The organism is Methylobacterium persicinum (assembly GCF_022179525.1).
Taxonomy (GTDB): domain Bacteria; phylum Pseudomonadota; class Alphaproteobacteria; order Rhizobiales; family Beijerinckiaceae; genus Methylobacterium; species Methylobacterium persicinum.
Genome location: NZ_BPQX01000025.1, coordinates 63466 through 80327, shown reverse-complemented (window position 1 = coordinate 80327; position 16862 = coordinate 63466). Strand labels below are relative to the sequence as shown.

The following is a 16862-nucleotide window of genomic DNA, read 5'->3' as shown; positions in this document are numbered from 1 at the left end:
CCGGCCGCAGTTCTACTTCCGCACGACGGACGTGACGGGCGTGGTGACGCTTCCCGAGGGCACCGAGATGGTGATGCCGGGCGACAACGTGACCATGGACGTGGTGCTGATCGTGCCGGTGGCCATGGAAGAGAAGCTGCGCTTCGCCATCCGCGAAGGCGGCCGCACGGTTGGAGCAGGGGTGGTGGCGGCGATCAACGATTGATCGACGGCACCGGCCCGTCCGCGACAAGCGCGAACGGGTTCCGGTGCCGGCGTCGCCGCCGCCATCAACGACTGGGCGCAGATCTCAAGTAAAAGTTGCAGGCTGAACTAATTTAGCCTCTGACTTGTGCTTGAAAGATATTATGGAAAACGCCGGACGCCGCATTGACGGTGCTCCGGCGTTTCGTGTTCTTGCCTCGTCTTTCCGGTGCGGGGTGATGGGATGAGTGACGCTCGGTTCGCCGTGAGGTTTTGTCGCCTCGCCGTCGTCATCCTGGCGTTGATCGTCGGCCATGCCGTTCCGGGGTGGGCCGATGCGCTGCGCGACGGTCGCTTTCGCGACGAGGTCGTGTCGATCATCCATGAGATCCGGCCGGCGGCCGTCATCATCCCGGATGCGGATCCGACGCAGATCCGCATCGGAGAACGGACGATCGCCCTCGATAACCTCTACGCCCATCTCCGGAACATCGCCGCGTCCGGGAGGCGGCGGGAGATCGAGTCGTTTCTCGCCAGCTTCCTTCCGGGGTCCGGGGGGACGGTTTGCTGCGCGTCCGCGACCTACGAGAAGGTGAAGCCCCGCCTGCGCGTCCAGCTTCTGCCCCGCGATTTTCTGCGGGAGCATCCGGAACTCGTCCAGCGCCCGTTCTCCACCACCCTGGCTGTCGTCTATGTCCTCGACGAGCCCAAGCGCTACCGATACGTCACCCGCGACATGGTGGCGGAATGGGGGGTCGATCTGGCTGCCGTCGAGGCGGTCGCCGTGACGAACCTCGCAGAGGCCTCCCAGGATGTGGCCGCCGAACTTGCCGTCGACGGCGATCAGCCATTCTATCTTCTCTCCCGAAGCGGCGACGATTACGACGCCGCCCGGCTCCTGCTGCCTCGTTTCCTGGATGAGTTGCGCAAGGCTTTGAAGGCCGAATCCATCGTGGTGGCGGCGCCGACACGGGGTCTTCTCATGGCTTGGCCGTCGGACAGCACGAAGCATGCGGCGCTCGCCGTCGCCGCGACGAAACTGATGAATGAGGGGCCCTACAGTCGTAGCGACGAGCTGTTTCAGTTCGATGGACGAAACCTGCGCCCGCTGGGCGCGACCGAGCGGGCCGGCCACGGCCGCTGACCGCTTATCGTTGGCTGCCTCGCGGGCGTGAGCCCCCAACGAAAGCCGGGATTCAAAGCCATGATTGATCGGGATCGCCGCGCCGAGGCGCCTTGAGCCCCTTGCATCCGTGAAGCGGTTGCGGCATGGAGCGGACGCGCCGCGCGAGCGGCGCACACAGGAGTGTAGCTCAACTGGTCAGAGCGCCGGTCTCCAAAACCGGAGGTTGCGGGTTCGAGTCCCTCCACTCCTGCCAGTCCGGGCGCCTGCTGCTCCGTGGTCGACAAGTCCTCCGACTTGCGCTAGAGCGGCTTCGATCCGAGATCTGAACCGACCGTCGGTGCGGGCTTAAACGGCCCAAGGCGCCGAGCGTTCGCGTTTCCGAACGCGGCCGGAAGGCCCGAATCCGTCAACGAACCTGGCGCCATGGCATCGAACGAAGCGACGAAGAAGGTGGACCTCGCCCGCGGCACCAACCGCGGTCGCGACGTTGCGCCGCCGGCCCGCCAGACTCCGCCGGCCAAGGTGCCGCCGAAGCGCGTCGGGCCCGGCGAGTTCATCGCGCAGGTGCGGGACGAGGGCCGGAAGGTCACGTGGCCGTCCCGCCGGGAGACCACCATCACCACGATGATGGTGTTCATCATGGTGGTGGTGACCAGCCTGTTCTTCACCGTGGTCGATCAGGCCATGCGCTTCATCGTCGGCCTGATCCTCGGGCTCTGAGGGACGCAGGTCCCGGACTACTTCGGAGTTGAGTGAACGCCGTGTCCAAGCGCTGGTACATCGTCCACGCCTATTCGAATTTCGAGAACAAGGTCGCCCAGTCCATCAAGGACCAGGCCGCTCAGCGCGGCCTGACCGACCTGTTCGACGAGGTGATGGTCCCGACCGAGAAGGTCGTCGAGGTGCGCCGCGGCCGTAAGGTCGATGCGGAGCGGAAGTTCTTCCCGGGCTACGTGCTCGTGAAGTGCGACCTAACCGACGAGGTCTACCACCTCATCAAGAACACCCCGAAGGTCACGGGCTTCCTCGGCGCGGACAAGTCCAAGCCGGTGCCGATCCCCGACGCCGAGGCCGAGCGGATCAAGGGTCAGGTCGCCGAAGGCGTCGACCGGCCCAAGCCCTCGATTTCGTTCGAGATCGGCGAGACCGTCCGCGTGGCGGACGGCCCGTTCGCGAGCTTCAACGGCACCGTCGAGGAGATCGACGATGCCCGTTCCCGCCTGAAGGTGGCTGTGTCGATCTTCGGCCGCGCCACCCCGGTGGAACTGGAATACGCCCAGGTCGAGAAGGCCTGAGTGTAGAGAGCGAATAGGGAGTAGCGAATAGCGAGTAGGGGGTGCCGAGCGCGGCACCGCCGCCAGTGTCAAACGCGACGCCGGCCATTCGCTATTCGTAACTCCCTGTTCGCCAAACCCACGCGGGAGATCCGCCCGGCCTCGCCTCCGGGAGCTTCGGATCGCACCGCGACCTGCAACCGTCCGACCCGCCGCGCCTCGGCAGCGTGGGGGCGGATGAACATTGGGAGCAGTCCCTATGGCGAAGAAGATCACGGGCTACGTGAAGCTTCAGGTCCCGGCCGGCGCGGCGAACCCGTCGCCGCCGATCGGCCCCGCGCTCGGTCAGCGCGGCCTCAACATCATGGAATTCTGCAAGGCCTTCAACGCGAAGACCGCGCAGATGGAGAAGGGCACCCCGATCCCGGTGATCATCACCGCGTATCAGGACCGGTCCTTCACCTTCGAGATGAAGCAGCCCCCGGTCACCTTCTTCCTGAAGAAGGCGGTGGGCCTGAAGATCGGCAAGAAGCCGGCCTCCGGCTCCAAGACGCCGGGCAAGGGCCCGACCGTCGGCAAGATCACCGAGGCCCAGCTTCGCGAGATCGCCGAGAAGAAGATGCCCGACCTCAACTGCGATTCCGTCGAGGCGGCCGTTGCCATGATCCGGGGTTCCGCCCGGGCCATGGGCCTCGAAGTCACGGCCTGAGGAGGGACAGATGGCACGCGAAGGAAAGCGCATCCGCGCCGCCCGCGAGGGCCTGGAGCCGACCAAGCTCTACACGATCGCCGAGGCGATCAAGCTCGTGAAGGAGCGGGCGACCGCCAAGTTCGATGAGACCGTCGAGGTCTCCATGAACCTGGGTGTCGATCCGCGCCACGCCGACCAGATGGTCCGCGGCGTCTGCAACCTGCCGAACGGTTCCGGCCGGACGGTGCGCGTGGCGGTCTTCGCCCGCGGCGCCAAGGCGGACGACGCCAAGGCGGCGGGTGCCGACATCGTCGGCGCCGAGGATCTCCTGGAGATCGTCCAGGGCGGCAAGATCGAGTTCGATCGTTGCATCGCCACCCCGGACATGATGCCCCTCGTCGGCCGTCTCGGTAAGGTGCTGGGCCCGCGCGGCCTGATGCCGAACCCGAAGGTCGGCACCGTCACGATGGACGTGAAGGGCGCCGTGGCCGCCGCCAAGGGCGGCGCCGTGGAGTTCCGCGTCGAGAAGGCGGGCATCGTCCATGCCGGCGTCGGCAAGGTCTCGTTCGACGCCGACAAGCTCGTTGAGAACATCAAGGCGTTCGCCGACGCGGTCGCCAAGGCCAAGCCGGCGGGCGCCAAGGGCACCTACGTCCAGCGCATCGCCGTCACCTCGACGATGGGCCCGGGCGTGAAGGTCGAGCCGAACACGGTTCTGACCGCCTAAGCCGACACCGCGACCCTGCGACGCAGTCAGACGCCCGGCCGGAGATGGCCGGGCGTTTTGCGTTCGCGGGAGCGAGAAGTCGCATTCTCAATTGCGTCATTCGTGATGGGGGAGGGGGCGCCCTCGCGCAGAGCTGTGCTAGATAAGCGCCCATGCGCAGCACCGTCTCCGTCACGTCCCGTCGACGCATCCTCTGCGTCTTCCCCGCCTACACGCCGTCCTTCGGCACATTCTCCCACGCATACCCCTTAATGGGTGGCGTGAAGGCGTTCATGCCGCCCCAGGGCCTCCTCGTCATCGCGGCGTACATGCCCGAGACCTGGGAGTGCCGGTTCATCGACGAGAACATCAAGCGCGCCACGGCCGCCGATTTCGCCTGGGCCGACGCGGTGTTCGTCTCCGGGATGCACATCCAGGAAGGCCAGATCCACGATATCCGGGCCCGCGCCCATGCGGCGGGTAAGCTCGCCGTGCTCGGCGGGCCGTCGGTCTCGGGTGCGCCCGAGAAGTATCCCGATTTCGACTGCCTCCACATCGGTGAGATCGGCGACGCCACCGACAGGCTGATTGCCCGCCTCGATGCGAGCATCGCCCGCCCGGAGACGCCGGAGACCTACGAGACCGGCGACCGCCTCGCCCTCGCGGATTTCCCGGCGCCGGCCTATGAGGCCGTGCCGCTCAAGCGTTACTTGATCGGCTCCCTTCAGTTCTCCTCGGGCTGCCCCTATCGCTGCGAGTTCTGCGACATCCCGCAGCTCTACGGGCGCCAGCCCCGGCTGAAGACCCCCGAACAGCTCTGTGCGGAGCTAGACGCCATCGTCAGCCAGCCCGGCCATCCGGCGGTGGTCTATTTCGTGGACGACAACTTCATCGGCAACCGCAAGGCGACGCGGGAGATGCTGCCGGTGCTGGTCGATTGGCAGAAGCGGAACAATTACCCGCTGCAATTCGCCTGCGAGGCGACCCTCAACATGGCCAAGCAGCCCGAGATCCTCGAGCTGATGCGCCAGGCGAACTTCATGACCGTTTTCGTCGGCATCGAGACGCCGGAGGCCGACGCCCTGAAGGGGATCGACAAGACCCACAACGCCGCCGTGCCGATGTACGAGGCAATCTCGACGCTGAATTCCTATGGGTTGGAAGTTACCTCAGGCATCATCCTCGGCCTCGATTCCGACTCCGACAAGTCCGAGCAGAACCTGATCGACTTCATCGACAAGTCGGCGATCCCGGTCCTCACCATCAACCTTCTCCAGGCCTTGCCGAAGACGCCCCTGTGGGATCGGTTGGAGAAGGAGAATCGGCTGGTCCATGACGCGGCCCTCGAATCGAACGTCCTGTTCAAGCGGCCGCATGACACGGTGGTGGCGAGCTGGCGCCGGGCCATTGCCCATGCCTACCAGCCGGAGAACCTGTTCGAGCGCTTCAAGCACCAGTGCGAGACGACCTACCCGCACCGGATCAAGACGCCGACCGCGGGCAAGCTCACCTTCACCAACCTGCGCCGAGGGCTGATTCTCGGCTTCAACATCGTCACGAGGGTCGGGCTGCTCTCCAACTATCGCGGACCGTTCTGGCGGGCGGCGGGCTACGCCCTGCGTCGGGGCCAGATCGAGGCGGTGTTCAATATGGGCTTCGTCGCCCACCACCTGATCCGCTTCACCCGCGAGGCCCTGCGCGGCGAGCACAACGCTTCGTTCTACGCGGCGAAGGCCGCCGAGGCGAAGGAGGCCCAGGACCGGAGCTGGTGGGAAAACGCCCGCCGCCGATTCGTGCCGGAGCGGGAGGCGGCCTAGGCCGTAACCACCGCGGGTTTTATCCGACTACCGAAAGACCAGTGTAAGTCGTGTGGATAAGCTATCGAGGCAGAGGAAGCTTTGCCTCGATGCGAAAATGGGCCCCCAAGGACGGGGCAAAGATGTGACAGCCTAAGACGCCGGTCCTAAGCTTGGCCGGTCAGTCGATCATCTTCCGATGCGACGGCTTCGGGCATAGGGAAGCCTGCGGCGGAGCTTGCCGGCCGCTGCCAGAGAGCAGGCCTGTCGGGGGAGGTGAGGACGTTGATCGTGTTTCCGCTGATGGTGAGCATCACCATCGCGAAAACGCGAGATGGGTGGCAGTTCGCCATCCATCTCGCTTTGATGATCTAGTCGGATCGTCTGATAAGAGGTCCCACGGGCTTGCCCCCCGTGGGACCTCACCAAGGAAGATATCCCCGACTCGCGAAAAAGCAAAGCCACCGGGATCGCCGCTGCCCGCTGCGCGTAACGAGTGCATGCCTGCCATTCGCGCGTTCGGCCCTTGCCTGCGGCGGAAAAGTCGTACTTCAGCCCTTGGCAGGTGGCTTGCTAAGATCTATAAGCCGCGCCTCACGCTATTCACACGACGAGGGGATACGGCCGATAGGCCGGTTTCCGTTTGAAATGTCGTCCGGGCAACCGGACGTCACTGGCCGGCGGGATCCAGGGGGCGCACGCCCGATGGAGCCTAGTCCGGCCATGTCCTGTCCGAGACTGCAGGCGCCGGTTCGCCGGCTTAATCCGCCAAGCCTGCACAGACGGGGATGACCGACGTTTGACGACAGCCGCGCCAGGGCTTCAGCCAGGGCAGGCAATCGGTTTGAACCAACTCACCCGGTGGGTCTTCAGGGACCGATCGGAGACAGGGCCGCGAAGCGTCGTTCGGACGTTCACGGTCTTTCGCAAGGCCGAGTGTGTCCGGGCGGCAAGTGCAACCGGCGGAGCCGATTCCCGGTTCCGCCAACCGGAGAGAGCCCAGTGGACAGGACAGCAAAGGCTGATCTCGTCTCGACGCTCAACGGCGTGTTCAATCAGAGCGCCGTCGTCGTCGTGGCCCACTACAAGGGCCTCACGGTTGCCGACATGCAGAAGCTGCGTTCGCAGATGAAGCAGGCCGGCGCCACCGTGAAGGTCGCCAAGAACAGCCTCGCCGGCATCGCTCTGGAAGGCACGGACGTCGCCTCCATCAAGCCGCTCCTGAAGGGCCCGACCCTGCTCGCCTATTCGGGCGATCCGGTCGCCGCCGCCAAGGTCGCGGTCGACTTCTCCAAGACCAACGACAAGCTCGTGATTCTTGGCGGAGCGATGGGCACGACCGCTCTGAACCCCGATGGTGTGAAGGCGCTCGCCTCGCTGCCGTCGCTCGACGAACTGCGCGCCAAGCTCGTGGGCCTCATCCAGGCTCCCGCGACCAAGATCGCTCAGCTCAGCACCGCGCCGGCGGCCAAGCTCGCTCGCGTGTTCGGGGCTTATGCCAAGAAGGACGAGGCCGCCTGAGGCCCCTTCAAATCTCACTCGTTCAAACCGATATCCTGAAAGGAACCCGACATGGCTGATCTCGCCAAGATCGTCGACGACCTGTCCTCGCTGACCGTGCTCGAGGCCGCCGAGCTCGCCAAGATGCTCGAAGAGAAGTGGGGCGTCTCGGCTGCTGCCGCCGTCGCCGTGGCCGCCGGCCCGGCTGCCGGTGGTGCTGCCGCCGCCGTCGAGGAGCAGACCGAGTTCACGGTCGTCCTCGCCGCCGCCGGCGACAAGAAGATCGAGGTCATCAAGGAGGTCCGCGCGATCACCGGCCTCGGCCTCAAGGAAGCCAAGGACCTCGTCGAAGGCGCTCCGAAGCCGGTCAAGGAAGGCGTGTCCAAGGACGACGCCGCCAAGCTCAAGGCCCAGCTCGAGAAGGCTGGCGCCAAGGTCGAGCTCAAGTAAGACGGCGATGGGCCGGCAGCGGCCCATCATCCCCCGGCTTTCCGTACAGGGATGACCGGGACCGGAGCCCGCGGGTGTTCGCACCCGCGGGCTAAGGCCGCTTCTGGCGGTCGGGGGATTCTGGAACGGATCTGACGGAATTCGAGACGGGTGGCGCGGTCCGGCGGGGCGCGCGTCACAGCCACGGTGCGGGAGCCTTGCGCTTCCCCGGGCAACGGGCACGCGGAATGGAGCGAGGTCACATGGCCAACACGCCGGTCGGTCGCAAGCGCATTCGGAAGTTCTTCGGCAAGATCAAGGAAGTGGCCCAGATGCCGAACCTCATCGAGGTTCAGAAGGCATCCTACGACCAGTTCCTGATGGTCGACGAGCCGGAGGGCGGCCGCGCCGACGAGGGTCTCCAGAGCGTGTTCAAGTCGGTCTTCCCGATTTCGGACTTCGCCTCGACGGCCCTGCTCGAGTTCGTCCGCTACACGTTCGAGCCGCCGAAGTACGACGTGGACGAGTGCCGCCAGCGCGGCATCACCTTCGCGGCCCCGCTGAAGGTGACGCTGCGCCTCATCGTGTTCGACGTCGATCCGGACACCCAGGCGAAGTCGGTCAAGGACATCAAGGAGCAGGACGTCTACATGGGCGACATGCCCCTGATGACGGAGAACGGCACCTTTATCGTCAACGGCACCGAGCGCGTCATCGTCTCGCAGATGCACCGCTCGCCGGGCGTGTTCTTCGACCACGACAAGGGCAAGACCCACTCCTCGGGCAAGCTCCTGTTCGCGGCGCGGATCATCCCGTACCGCGGCTCGTGGCTCGACGTGGAGTTCGACGCCAAGGACATCGTGCATGTCCGCATCGACCGGAAGCGCAAGCTGCCGGTCACGTCGCTGCTCTACGCCCTCGGCCTTGACGGCGAGGAGATCCTCTCGACCTTCTACAACCGCGTGGTCTATGACCGCGACGGCGCCGACTGGCGCGTGCCGTTCGATGCCGAGCGCATGAAAGGCATGAAGGCGACCTCGGACCTGATCGACGCCGAGTCCGGCGAGGTCGTGCTGGAAGCGGGCAAGAAGCTCAACGCCCGCAACGCCCGCCAGATCACCGAGAAGGGCGTGAACTTCCTCAAGGCGACCGACGAGGACCTCGTCGGCCAGTACATCGCCGAAGATCTCGTCAACATGCAGACCGGCGAGATCTGGGCCGAGGCCGGCGAAGAGATCACCGAGAAGCTGCTGAAGGCCCTCGACGACGTCGGCATGACCGAGCTGCCGGTGCTCGACATCGACCACGTGAATGTCGGTCCGTACATCCGCAACACCCTCGCCGTGGACAAGAACTCCGCCCGCGAAGGCGCGCTGTTCGACATCTACCGGGTCATGCGCCCGGGCGAGCCGCCGACCCTCGACACCGCCGAGGCGATGTTCCACTCGCTGTTCTTCGATTCCGAGCGCTACGACCTCTCGGCGGTCGGCCGCGTTAAGATGAACATGCGCCTCGACCTCGATGCCGCCGACACGGTGCGTACCCTCCGCAAGGAGGACATGCTGGCCGTGGTGAAGGCGCTTGTGGAATTGCGCGACGGCAAGGGCGAGATCGACGACATCGACCACCTCGGCAACCGCCGGGTGCGTTCGGTGGGTGAGCTCATGGAGAACCAGTACCGCCTGGGCCTGCTCCGCATGGAGCGCGCCATCCGCGAGCGCATGAGCCAGGTCGATATCGACACGGTGATGCCGCAGGACCTGATCAACGCCAAGCCGGCGGCGGCGGCGGTGCGCGAGTTCTTCGGCTCGTCGCAGCTCTCGCAGTTCATGGACCAGACCAACCCGCTCTCCGAGGTGACGCACAAGCGCCGCCTCTCGGCGTTGGGCCCGGGCGGTCTGACCCGCGAGCGCGCCGGGTTCGAGGTGCGCGACGTGCACCCGACCCATTACGGCCGCATCTGTCCGATCGAGACGCCGGAAGGCCCGAACATCGGCCTGATCAACTCGCTGGCGACCTTCGCCCGCGTGAACAAGTACGGCTTCATCGAGACCCCGTTCCGCCGGGTCCGCGACGGCGTGGTGACGGACGAGGTCGCCTACCTCTCGGCCATGGAGGAGGCGAAGTACTACGTCGCCCAGGCCAACGCGCAGATGGACGAGGCCCGCAAGCTAACGGAAGACCTCGTGGTCTGCCGCCGGGCGGGTGAAGTCATCGTCGTCGGTCCCGAGCGCGTGGACCTCATGGACGTGTCGCCGAAGCAGCTCGTGTCGGTCGCCGCGGCGCTCATCCCGTTCCTCGAGAACGACGACGCCAACCGCGCCCTCATGGGCTCGAACATGCAGCGCCAGGCGGTGCCGCTGGTCCGCGCCGACGCCCCGTTCGTGGGCACCGGCATGGAGGCGGTGGTCGCCCGGGATTCCGGCGCGGCCATCGCGGCCCGCCGGGCCGGCATCATCGATCAGGTGGATGCCACCCGTATCGTCATCCGCGCCACGGAAGAGGCCGACGCCAACAAGCCGGGCGTCGACATCTACCGGCTGCAGAAGTTCCAGCGCTCCAACCAGTCGACCTGCATCACGCAGAAGCCGCTGGTCCGCGTCGGCGAGTTCGTGAAGAAGGGCGAGATCATCGCCGACGGTCCCTCGACCGAGTTCGGTGAACTGGCGCTCGGCCGGAACGTGCTCGTCGCGTTCATGCCGTGGAACGGCTACAACTTTGAGGACTCGATCCTGCTTTCCGAGCGGATCGTGAAGGATGACGTGTTCACCTCGATCCACATCGAGGAATTCGAGGTGATGGCCCGCGACACCAAGCTGGGTCCGGAGGAAATCACCCGCGACATCCCGAACGTCTCGGAAGAGGCGCTCAAGAACCTCGACGAAGCCGGCATCGTCTACATCGGCGCCGAGGTCCATGCCGGCGACATCCTCGTCGGCAAGATCACGCCGAAGGGCGAGAGCCCGATGACGCCGGAGGAGAAGCTCCTTCGCGCCATCTTCGGTGAGAAGGCCTCGGACGTGCGCGATACGTCCCTGCGGGTGCCCCCGGGCGTCACCGGCACCATCGTCGAGGTGCGGGTGTTCAACCGGCACGGTGTCGACAAGGACGAGCGCGCCCAGGCGATCGAGCGCGAGGAAATCGAGCGGCTCGCCAAGGACCGCGACGACGAGCAGGCGATCCTCGACCGCAACACCTACGCCCGTCTGGCGGATGTGCTGATCGGTCAGGCGCCGGTGGCCGGGCCGAAGGGCTTCAAGAAGGACACCACGCTCACCCGCGAGCTGATCAACGACTACCCCCGCTCCCAGTGGTGGCAGTTCGCCGTCATCGACGACCGTCTCATGACCGAGATGGAAGCCATGCAGAAGCAGTACGACGAGTCGAAGAAGCGCCTCGAGCAGCGCTTCCTCGACAAGGTCGAGAAGCTGCAGCGCGGCGACGAGCTGCCCCCCGGCGTTATGAAGATGGTCAAGGTCTTCGTGGCGGTGAAGCGCAAGATCCAGCCGGGCGACAAGATGGCCGGGCGCCACGGCAACAAGGGTGTCGTGTCGCGGATCGTGCCGATCGAGGACATGCCGTTCCTGGAGGATGGGACGCATGCCGACATCGTGCTCAATCCGCTGGGCGTGCCCTCGCGCATGAACGTTGGGCAGATCCTGGAGACGCACCTCGGGTGGGCCGCTGCGGGCTTGGGTCGCAAGGTGGCGAAGGCGGTCGATGCCTATCTGAAGAACCAGGACATCGTGCCTCTCCGTGAGGAGATGCAGGCGATCTACTCCCCCTCGGAGCTGGAAGGCCTGTCCGACGAGGACCTCGTGGAGGCCGGCAACAACGTCCGCCGCGGCGTGCCGATGGCCACCCCGGTGTTCAACGGCGCCAAGGAGGCGGATATCGAGCAGATGCTGGAGATGGCCGGGCTGGACCGCTCGGCGCAGTCGACGCTCTACGACGGGCGGACCGGCGAGCCCTTCGACCGCAAGGTCACGATGGGCTACATCTACATGCTGAAGCTCCACCACCTCGTGGACGACAAGATCCACGCCCGGTCGATCGGCCCGTACTCGCTCGTCACCCAGCAGCCGCTGGGCGGCAAGGCGCAGTTCGGCGGTCAGCGCTTCGGCGAGATGGAGGTCTGGGCGCTGGAGGCGTACGGCGCGGCCTACACCCTGCAGGAGATGCTCACCGTCAAGTCGGACGACGTGGCCGGCCGCACCAAGGTCTACGAGGCCATCGTGCGCGGCGACGACACGTTCGAGGCGGGCATCCCCGAGTCGTTCAACGTGCTCGTCAAGGAGATGCGCTCGCTCGGCCTCAACGTCGAGCTGACATCCTCCAAGAAGGCGGCGAACGACCAGCTGGAGCCGCCCGCCGACGCGGCGGAGTGATCGTGTAGCAATAAACCTCCCGTGGCGGCGTCCGCGCCGCCACGGTCGAGCGGGGAGGGGAGGAGCCTCCGGCACGACGGCAGACGGGCCCATCAGGGTGCGGCGCCGGCCCTTTTTTTGAAGACGCTGCGGCCCGGCGCGGGGCCGGCGGTGTCGAGCCGAGGAGCGGATCATGAACCAAGAGGTCATGAACCTTTTTAACCAGCAGCCCCAGCCGGTTAGCTTCGACCAGATCAAGATCTCGATCTCGTCGCCGGAGAAGATCCTTTCCTGGTCCTACGGAGAGATCAAGAAGCCCGAGACCATCAACTACCGGACCTTCAAGCCCGAGCGCGACGGCCTGTTCTGTGCGCGCATTTTCGGGCCGATCAAGGACTACGAGTGCTTGTGCGGCAAGTACAAGCGCATGAAGTACAAGGGCGTCATCTGTGAGAAGTGCGGCGTCGAGGTGACGCTGGCCCGCGTCCGGCGCGACCGCATGGGCCATATCGAACTGGCCGCCCCCGTCGCGCATATCTGGTTCCTGAAGTCCCTCCCGAGCCGCATCGGCCTGCTGCTCGACATGGCCCTCAAGGACCTCGAGCGGATCCTGTACTTCGAGTCGTACTGCGTCATCGAGCCGGGCCTCACCCCCCTCAAGGAACGTCAGCTCCTGACGGAGGAGGAGTACCTGCGCGCCCAGGAGGAATACGGCGAGGATTCGTTCACGGCGATGATCGGCGCCGAGGCCATCCGCCGGATCCTTCAGGAACTCGACCTCGACAGAATCGCCAACGACCTCCGCGAGGAGATCGCAGTCACCACCTCTGAGCTGAAGCCGAAGAAGCTCTTGAAGCGCCTCAAGATCATCGAGGCGTTCCAGCAGTCCGGCAACCGCCCCGAGTGGATGATCCTGACGGTGATCCCCGTCATCCCGCCGGACCTGCGCCCGCTGGTCCCGCTGGACGGCGGCCGTTTCGCCACGTCCGACCTGAACGACCTGTACCGCCGCGTCATCAACCGTAACAACCGCCTGAAGCGGCTGATCGAGCTGCGCGCCCCCGACATCATCATCCGCAACGAGAAGCGGATGCTGCAGGAGGCTGTCGACGCCCTGTTCGACAACGGCCGCCGTGGCCGGGTCATTACGGGTGCCAACAAGCGTCCGCTGAAGTCGCTCGCCGACATGCTTAAGGGTAAGCAGGGCCGGTTCCGCCAGAACCTGCTCGGCAAGCGCGTGGACTACTCGGGCCGTTCGGTTATCGTGGTCGGTCCCGAGCTGAAGCTGCACCAGTGTGGCCTACCGAAGAAGATGGCTCTGGAGCTGTTCAAGCCGTTCATCTACGCGCGCCTCGATGCCAAGGGATTCTCGGCCACGGTCAAGCAGGCCAAGAAGCTCGTGGAGAAGGAGAAGCCGGAGGTTTGGGACATCCTCGACGAGGTGATCCGCGAACACCCGGTGATGCTGAACCGCGCGCCGACGCTCCACCGTCTTGGCATCCAGGCGTTCGAGCCGAAGCTGATCGAGGGCAAGGCCATCCAGCTTCACCCGCTGGTCTGCGCCGCGTTCAACGCCGACTTCGACGGCGATCAGATGGCCGTGCACGTCCCGCTGTCGCTCGAAGCGCAGCTGGAAGCGCGCGTGCTGATGATGTCGACCAACAACATCCTGCACCCGGCCAACGGCCAGCCGATCATCGTGCCCTCGCAGGACATTGTGCTCGGCCTCTACTACCTGTCGATCGTCGGCGAGGGGCTGCCCGGTGCCTTCGACGGCACCAACAAGCTGAACCCAATGCAGGGTGTCTACGGCAACATCGGCGAGCTCGAGCACGCCCTGGCCGCGGGCGTCGTGAAGCTGCACTCGAAGATCAAGTGGCGCTGGAAGGGCATCGGCCCGGACGGGGAGCCCCTGACCAAGACCTACGACACCACGCCCGGCCGGGTGATCCTGTCCGGCGCACTGCCCAAGCACCGCAAGGTGCCCTTCGACGTCGTCAACAAGCTGATGACCAAGAAGGAGATCTCGGCGATGATCGACACCGTCTACCGCCACTGCGGTCAGAAGGAGTCGGTGATCTTCTGTGACCGGATCATGGGGCTGGGCTTCACCCACGCCTTCAAGGCCGGCATCTCCTTCGGCAAGGACGACATGGTCGTGCCGGAGAACAAGTGGGAGATCGTCGAGGGTACCCGCACGCTCGTGAAGGATTACGAGCAGCAGTACAACGACGGCCTGATCACCCAGGGTGAGAAGTACAACAAGGTCGTCGATGCCTGGGCCAAGTGCTCGGACAAGCTGGCCCAGGAGATGATGGGCCGGATCTCGTCCGTGCAGAAGGACGACACCGGCGCCGACAAGCAGGTCAACTCGATCTACATGATGAGCCACTCGGGCGCCCGTGGGTCGCCCGCGCAGATGAAGCAGCTCGCTGCCATGCGTGGCCTCATGGCCAAGCCGTCGGGTGAGATCATCGAGACGCCGATCATCTCGAACTTCAAGGAAGGTCTGGACGTGCTGGAGTACTTCAACTCCACGCACGGCGCCCGTAAGGGCCTCGCCGACACCGCCCTGAAGACCGCCAACTCCGGCTACCTGACCCGTCGTCTCGTGGACGTGGCGCAGGACGCGGTGATCCGCGAGGTGGATTGCGGCACCACCAACGGCATCAAGATGCGCGCCATCGTCGATGCCGGCCAGGTGGTGGCGACGCTCGCCACCCGCATCCTCGGCCGCGCCACGGCGGAGGATCTCGTCGCGCAGGACGGCACGGTCATCGTGAAGACCGGCGAGACCATCGAGGAGAAGCACCTGCCGGCAATCACCGCTGCCGGTATCCAGGAGGTGAAGATCCGCTCCGTGCTGGTCTGCGCCACCCGGAGCGGCGTCTGCGCCACCTGCTACGGGCGCGACCTCGCCCGGGGCACGCCCGTCAACATGGGCGAGGCCGTCGGCGTCATCGCGGCGCAGTCCATCGGCGAGCCGGGCACCCAGCTCACCATGCGTACCTTCCACATCGGTGGTGCCGCCCAGATCGCCGACTCGTCCTTCATCGAGTCGAGCTTCGAGGGCACGATCAAGATCCGCAACCGGGCTCTGGCGAAGAACTCGGACGGGGATCTGGTCGCGACGGGCCGTAACGTGGCGGTGGTCATCGTAGGGTCGGACGGCGTGGAGCGGGCGGTCCACCGCCTGCAATACGGCGCCCGGGTCCGCGTGGACGAAGGCGACAAGATCAAGCGCGGCCAGCGCATCGCCGAGTGGGACCCCTACACCCGTCCGATCCTCACCGAGGTCGACGGCGTGGTGGCCTACGAGGACCTTTACGACGGCCAGTCGATCACCGAGACGACCGACGAGTCGACGGGTATCGCTAAGCGCGTCGTGATCGATTGGCGCGGGTCCGCCCGGACCTCCGACCTGAAGCCGTCGATGGTCATCGTCGACAAGGACGGGAAGGCCGTGAAGCTGCCCCGCGGCGCGGATGCCCGCTACGCCCTGCCGGTCGATGCCATCATCGGCTTCGATCCGGGTTCGAAGGTGAAGGCCGGCGACATCCTCGCCCGCGTCTCCACCGAGTCGGCCAAGACCCGCGACATCACCGGCGGTCTGCCGCGGGTGGCGGAGCTGTTCGAGGCGCGGCGCCCGAAGGACGCGGCGATCATCGCCGAGAAGTCGGGCACCATCGCCTTCGGGCGCGACTACAAGAACAAGCGTCGCCTGACGCTGACGCCGCATGACGGGTCGGAGGCGGTCGAGTACCTCATCCCCAAGGGCAAGCACATCCACTTGCAGGACGGGGACGTGGTCGAGATCGGCGACTACATCGTCGACGGCAATCCGGCGCCGCACGACATCCTGGCGATCAAGGGCGTGGAGGAGCTTGCGGCTTACCTCGTCAACGAGATCCAGGAGGTCTACCGGCTCCAGGGCGTGTCGATCAACGACAAGCACATCGAGGTGATCGTCCGGCAGATGCTGCAGAAGGTCGAAGTGACCGATGGCGGCGATTCCGACATCCTCTCGGGTGACCAGATCGACCGGACCGAACTCGCCGAGTTCAACGAGAAGCTCCTTGCCGAGGGCAAGAAGCCGATCCAGGGCGTGCCGGTTCTGCTCGGCATCACCAAGGCGTCGCTCCAGACGAAGTCGTTCATCTCGGCGGCCTCGTTCCAGGAGACCACGAGGGTGCTCACCGAAGCCGCGGTCAACGGCAAGGTGGATACCCTGGAGGGTCTGAAGGAGAACGTGATCGTCGGCTCGCTCATCCCGGCCGGCACCGGCTCGCTCGTCGCCGACATCCGCTCGGTGGCCCGCCGCCGCGACACGATGATCCTGCAGCAGCGCCAGACCGAGAGCGGCATCGAGCCGGTCGAAGAGCTTCCGCCTGCCGCGGAGTAAGATCCACGACCTGTGAGGACCAAGGGGGCGGCCGGAAGGCCGCCCCTTTTTTGTGGGCATTCCCCGGTTCGGCCTTTGCCGCTTCGTGGCACCAGGTCGGTTTCGGTTTGATTGGGATCGCGCGCTTCACCGTCTTTGCGAGCGAGCACGAAGCAATCCAGGGCAGCGGGACCTGACCGGATGAGGTGGATGCCTGGATTGCTTCGCTTCGCTCGCAAAGGCGGGAGATGCGGCATGATCGGAGTTGCCCGGGAAATGCTCTGACGGAGACCGGAAAGGGTCGAAGCCCCCCTACTTCCCGCTCCGATTGCGCCTCAGCGCGCTCTGTTAACCACCGGTCAACCAACCCATTCGATAAATTTGCCCAGGGCCCCTTGCCGCCGTCTTC

General features: G+C 65.6%; 11 protein-coding genes and 1 tRNA gene. All 12 read left to right on the top strand.

Annotated elements, in window-relative coordinates; translation table 11 throughout:
- Positions 1-205, top strand: a 205-nt coding sequence (locus MFF22_RS10890; protein ID WP_505744226.1) for an EF-Tu C-terminal domain-related protein, incomplete at its 5' end; no start/stop codon positions are given.
- Between the two features lie 222 nt (positions 206-427).
- A complete protein-coding gene (locus MFF22_RS10885; protein WP_238248987.1) occupies positions 428-1327 on the top strand; it encodes a DUF1444 family protein in 900 nt (299 codons plus the stop codon).
- A 158-nt stretch (positions 1328-1485) separates the two neighbouring features.
- Positions 1486-1562: transfer RNA gene (locus tag MFF22_RS10880), tRNA-Trp, on the top strand.
- Positions 1563-1732: 170 nt separating this feature from the next.
- A complete protein-coding gene (gene secE / locus MFF22_RS10875; RefSeq protein WP_238248986.1) occupies positions 1733-2029 on the top strand; it encodes a preprotein translocase subunit SecE in 297 nt (98 codons plus the stop codon).
- A gap of 41 nt (positions 2030-2070) precedes the next feature.
- A complete protein-coding gene (nusG, locus tag MFF22_RS10870; protein ID WP_238248993.1) occupies positions 2071-2604 on the top strand; it encodes a transcription termination/antitermination protein NusG in 534 nt (177 codons plus the stop codon).
- A 238-nt stretch (positions 2605-2842) separates the two neighbouring features.
- Complete coding sequence (gene rplK / locus MFF22_RS10865; protein ID WP_238248985.1) at positions 2843-3292, top strand: 50S ribosomal protein L11; 450 nt, start codon at positions 2843-2845, stop codon at positions 3290-3292.
- Positions 3293-3302: 10 nt separating this feature from the next.
- Positions 3303-4001 (top strand): 50S ribosomal protein L1, encoded by a 699-nt coding sequence (rplA, locus tag MFF22_RS10860; protein ID WP_238248984.1) that lies wholly within the window; start codon positions 3303-3305, stop codon positions 3999-4001.
- Between the two features lie 152 nt (positions 4002-4153).
- Positions 4154-5797, top strand: coding sequence for a B12-binding domain-containing radical SAM protein (locus tag MFF22_RS10855; protein WP_238248983.1), 1644 nt, complete (start codon positions 4154-4156; stop codon positions 5795-5797).
- A gap of 981 nt (positions 5798-6778) precedes the next feature.
- Positions 6779-7297, top strand: a complete 519-nt coding sequence (gene rplJ, locus MFF22_RS10850; protein ID WP_238248982.1) for a 50S ribosomal protein L10 — start codon at positions 6779-6781, stop codon at positions 7295-7297.
- Between the two features lie 51 nt (positions 7298-7348).
- Entirely contained in the window at positions 7349-7726 is a 378-nt protein-coding gene (gene rplL / locus MFF22_RS10845) for a 50S ribosomal protein L7/L12 (protein WP_238248981.1), read from the top strand.
- Positions 7727-7968: 242 nt separating this feature from the next.
- A complete protein-coding gene (rpoB, locus tag MFF22_RS10840) occupies positions 7969-12093 on the top strand; it encodes a DNA-directed RNA polymerase subunit beta (protein ID WP_238248980.1) in 4125 nt (1374 codons plus the stop codon).
- Positions 12094-12265: 172 nt separating this feature from the next.
- Complete coding sequence (gene rpoC, locus MFF22_RS10835) at positions 12266-16474, top strand: DNA-directed RNA polymerase subunit beta' (RefSeq protein ID WP_238248979.1); 4209 nt, start codon at positions 12266-12268, stop codon at positions 16472-16474.
- The last annotated feature ends 388 nt before the right edge of the window (positions 16475-16862 follow it).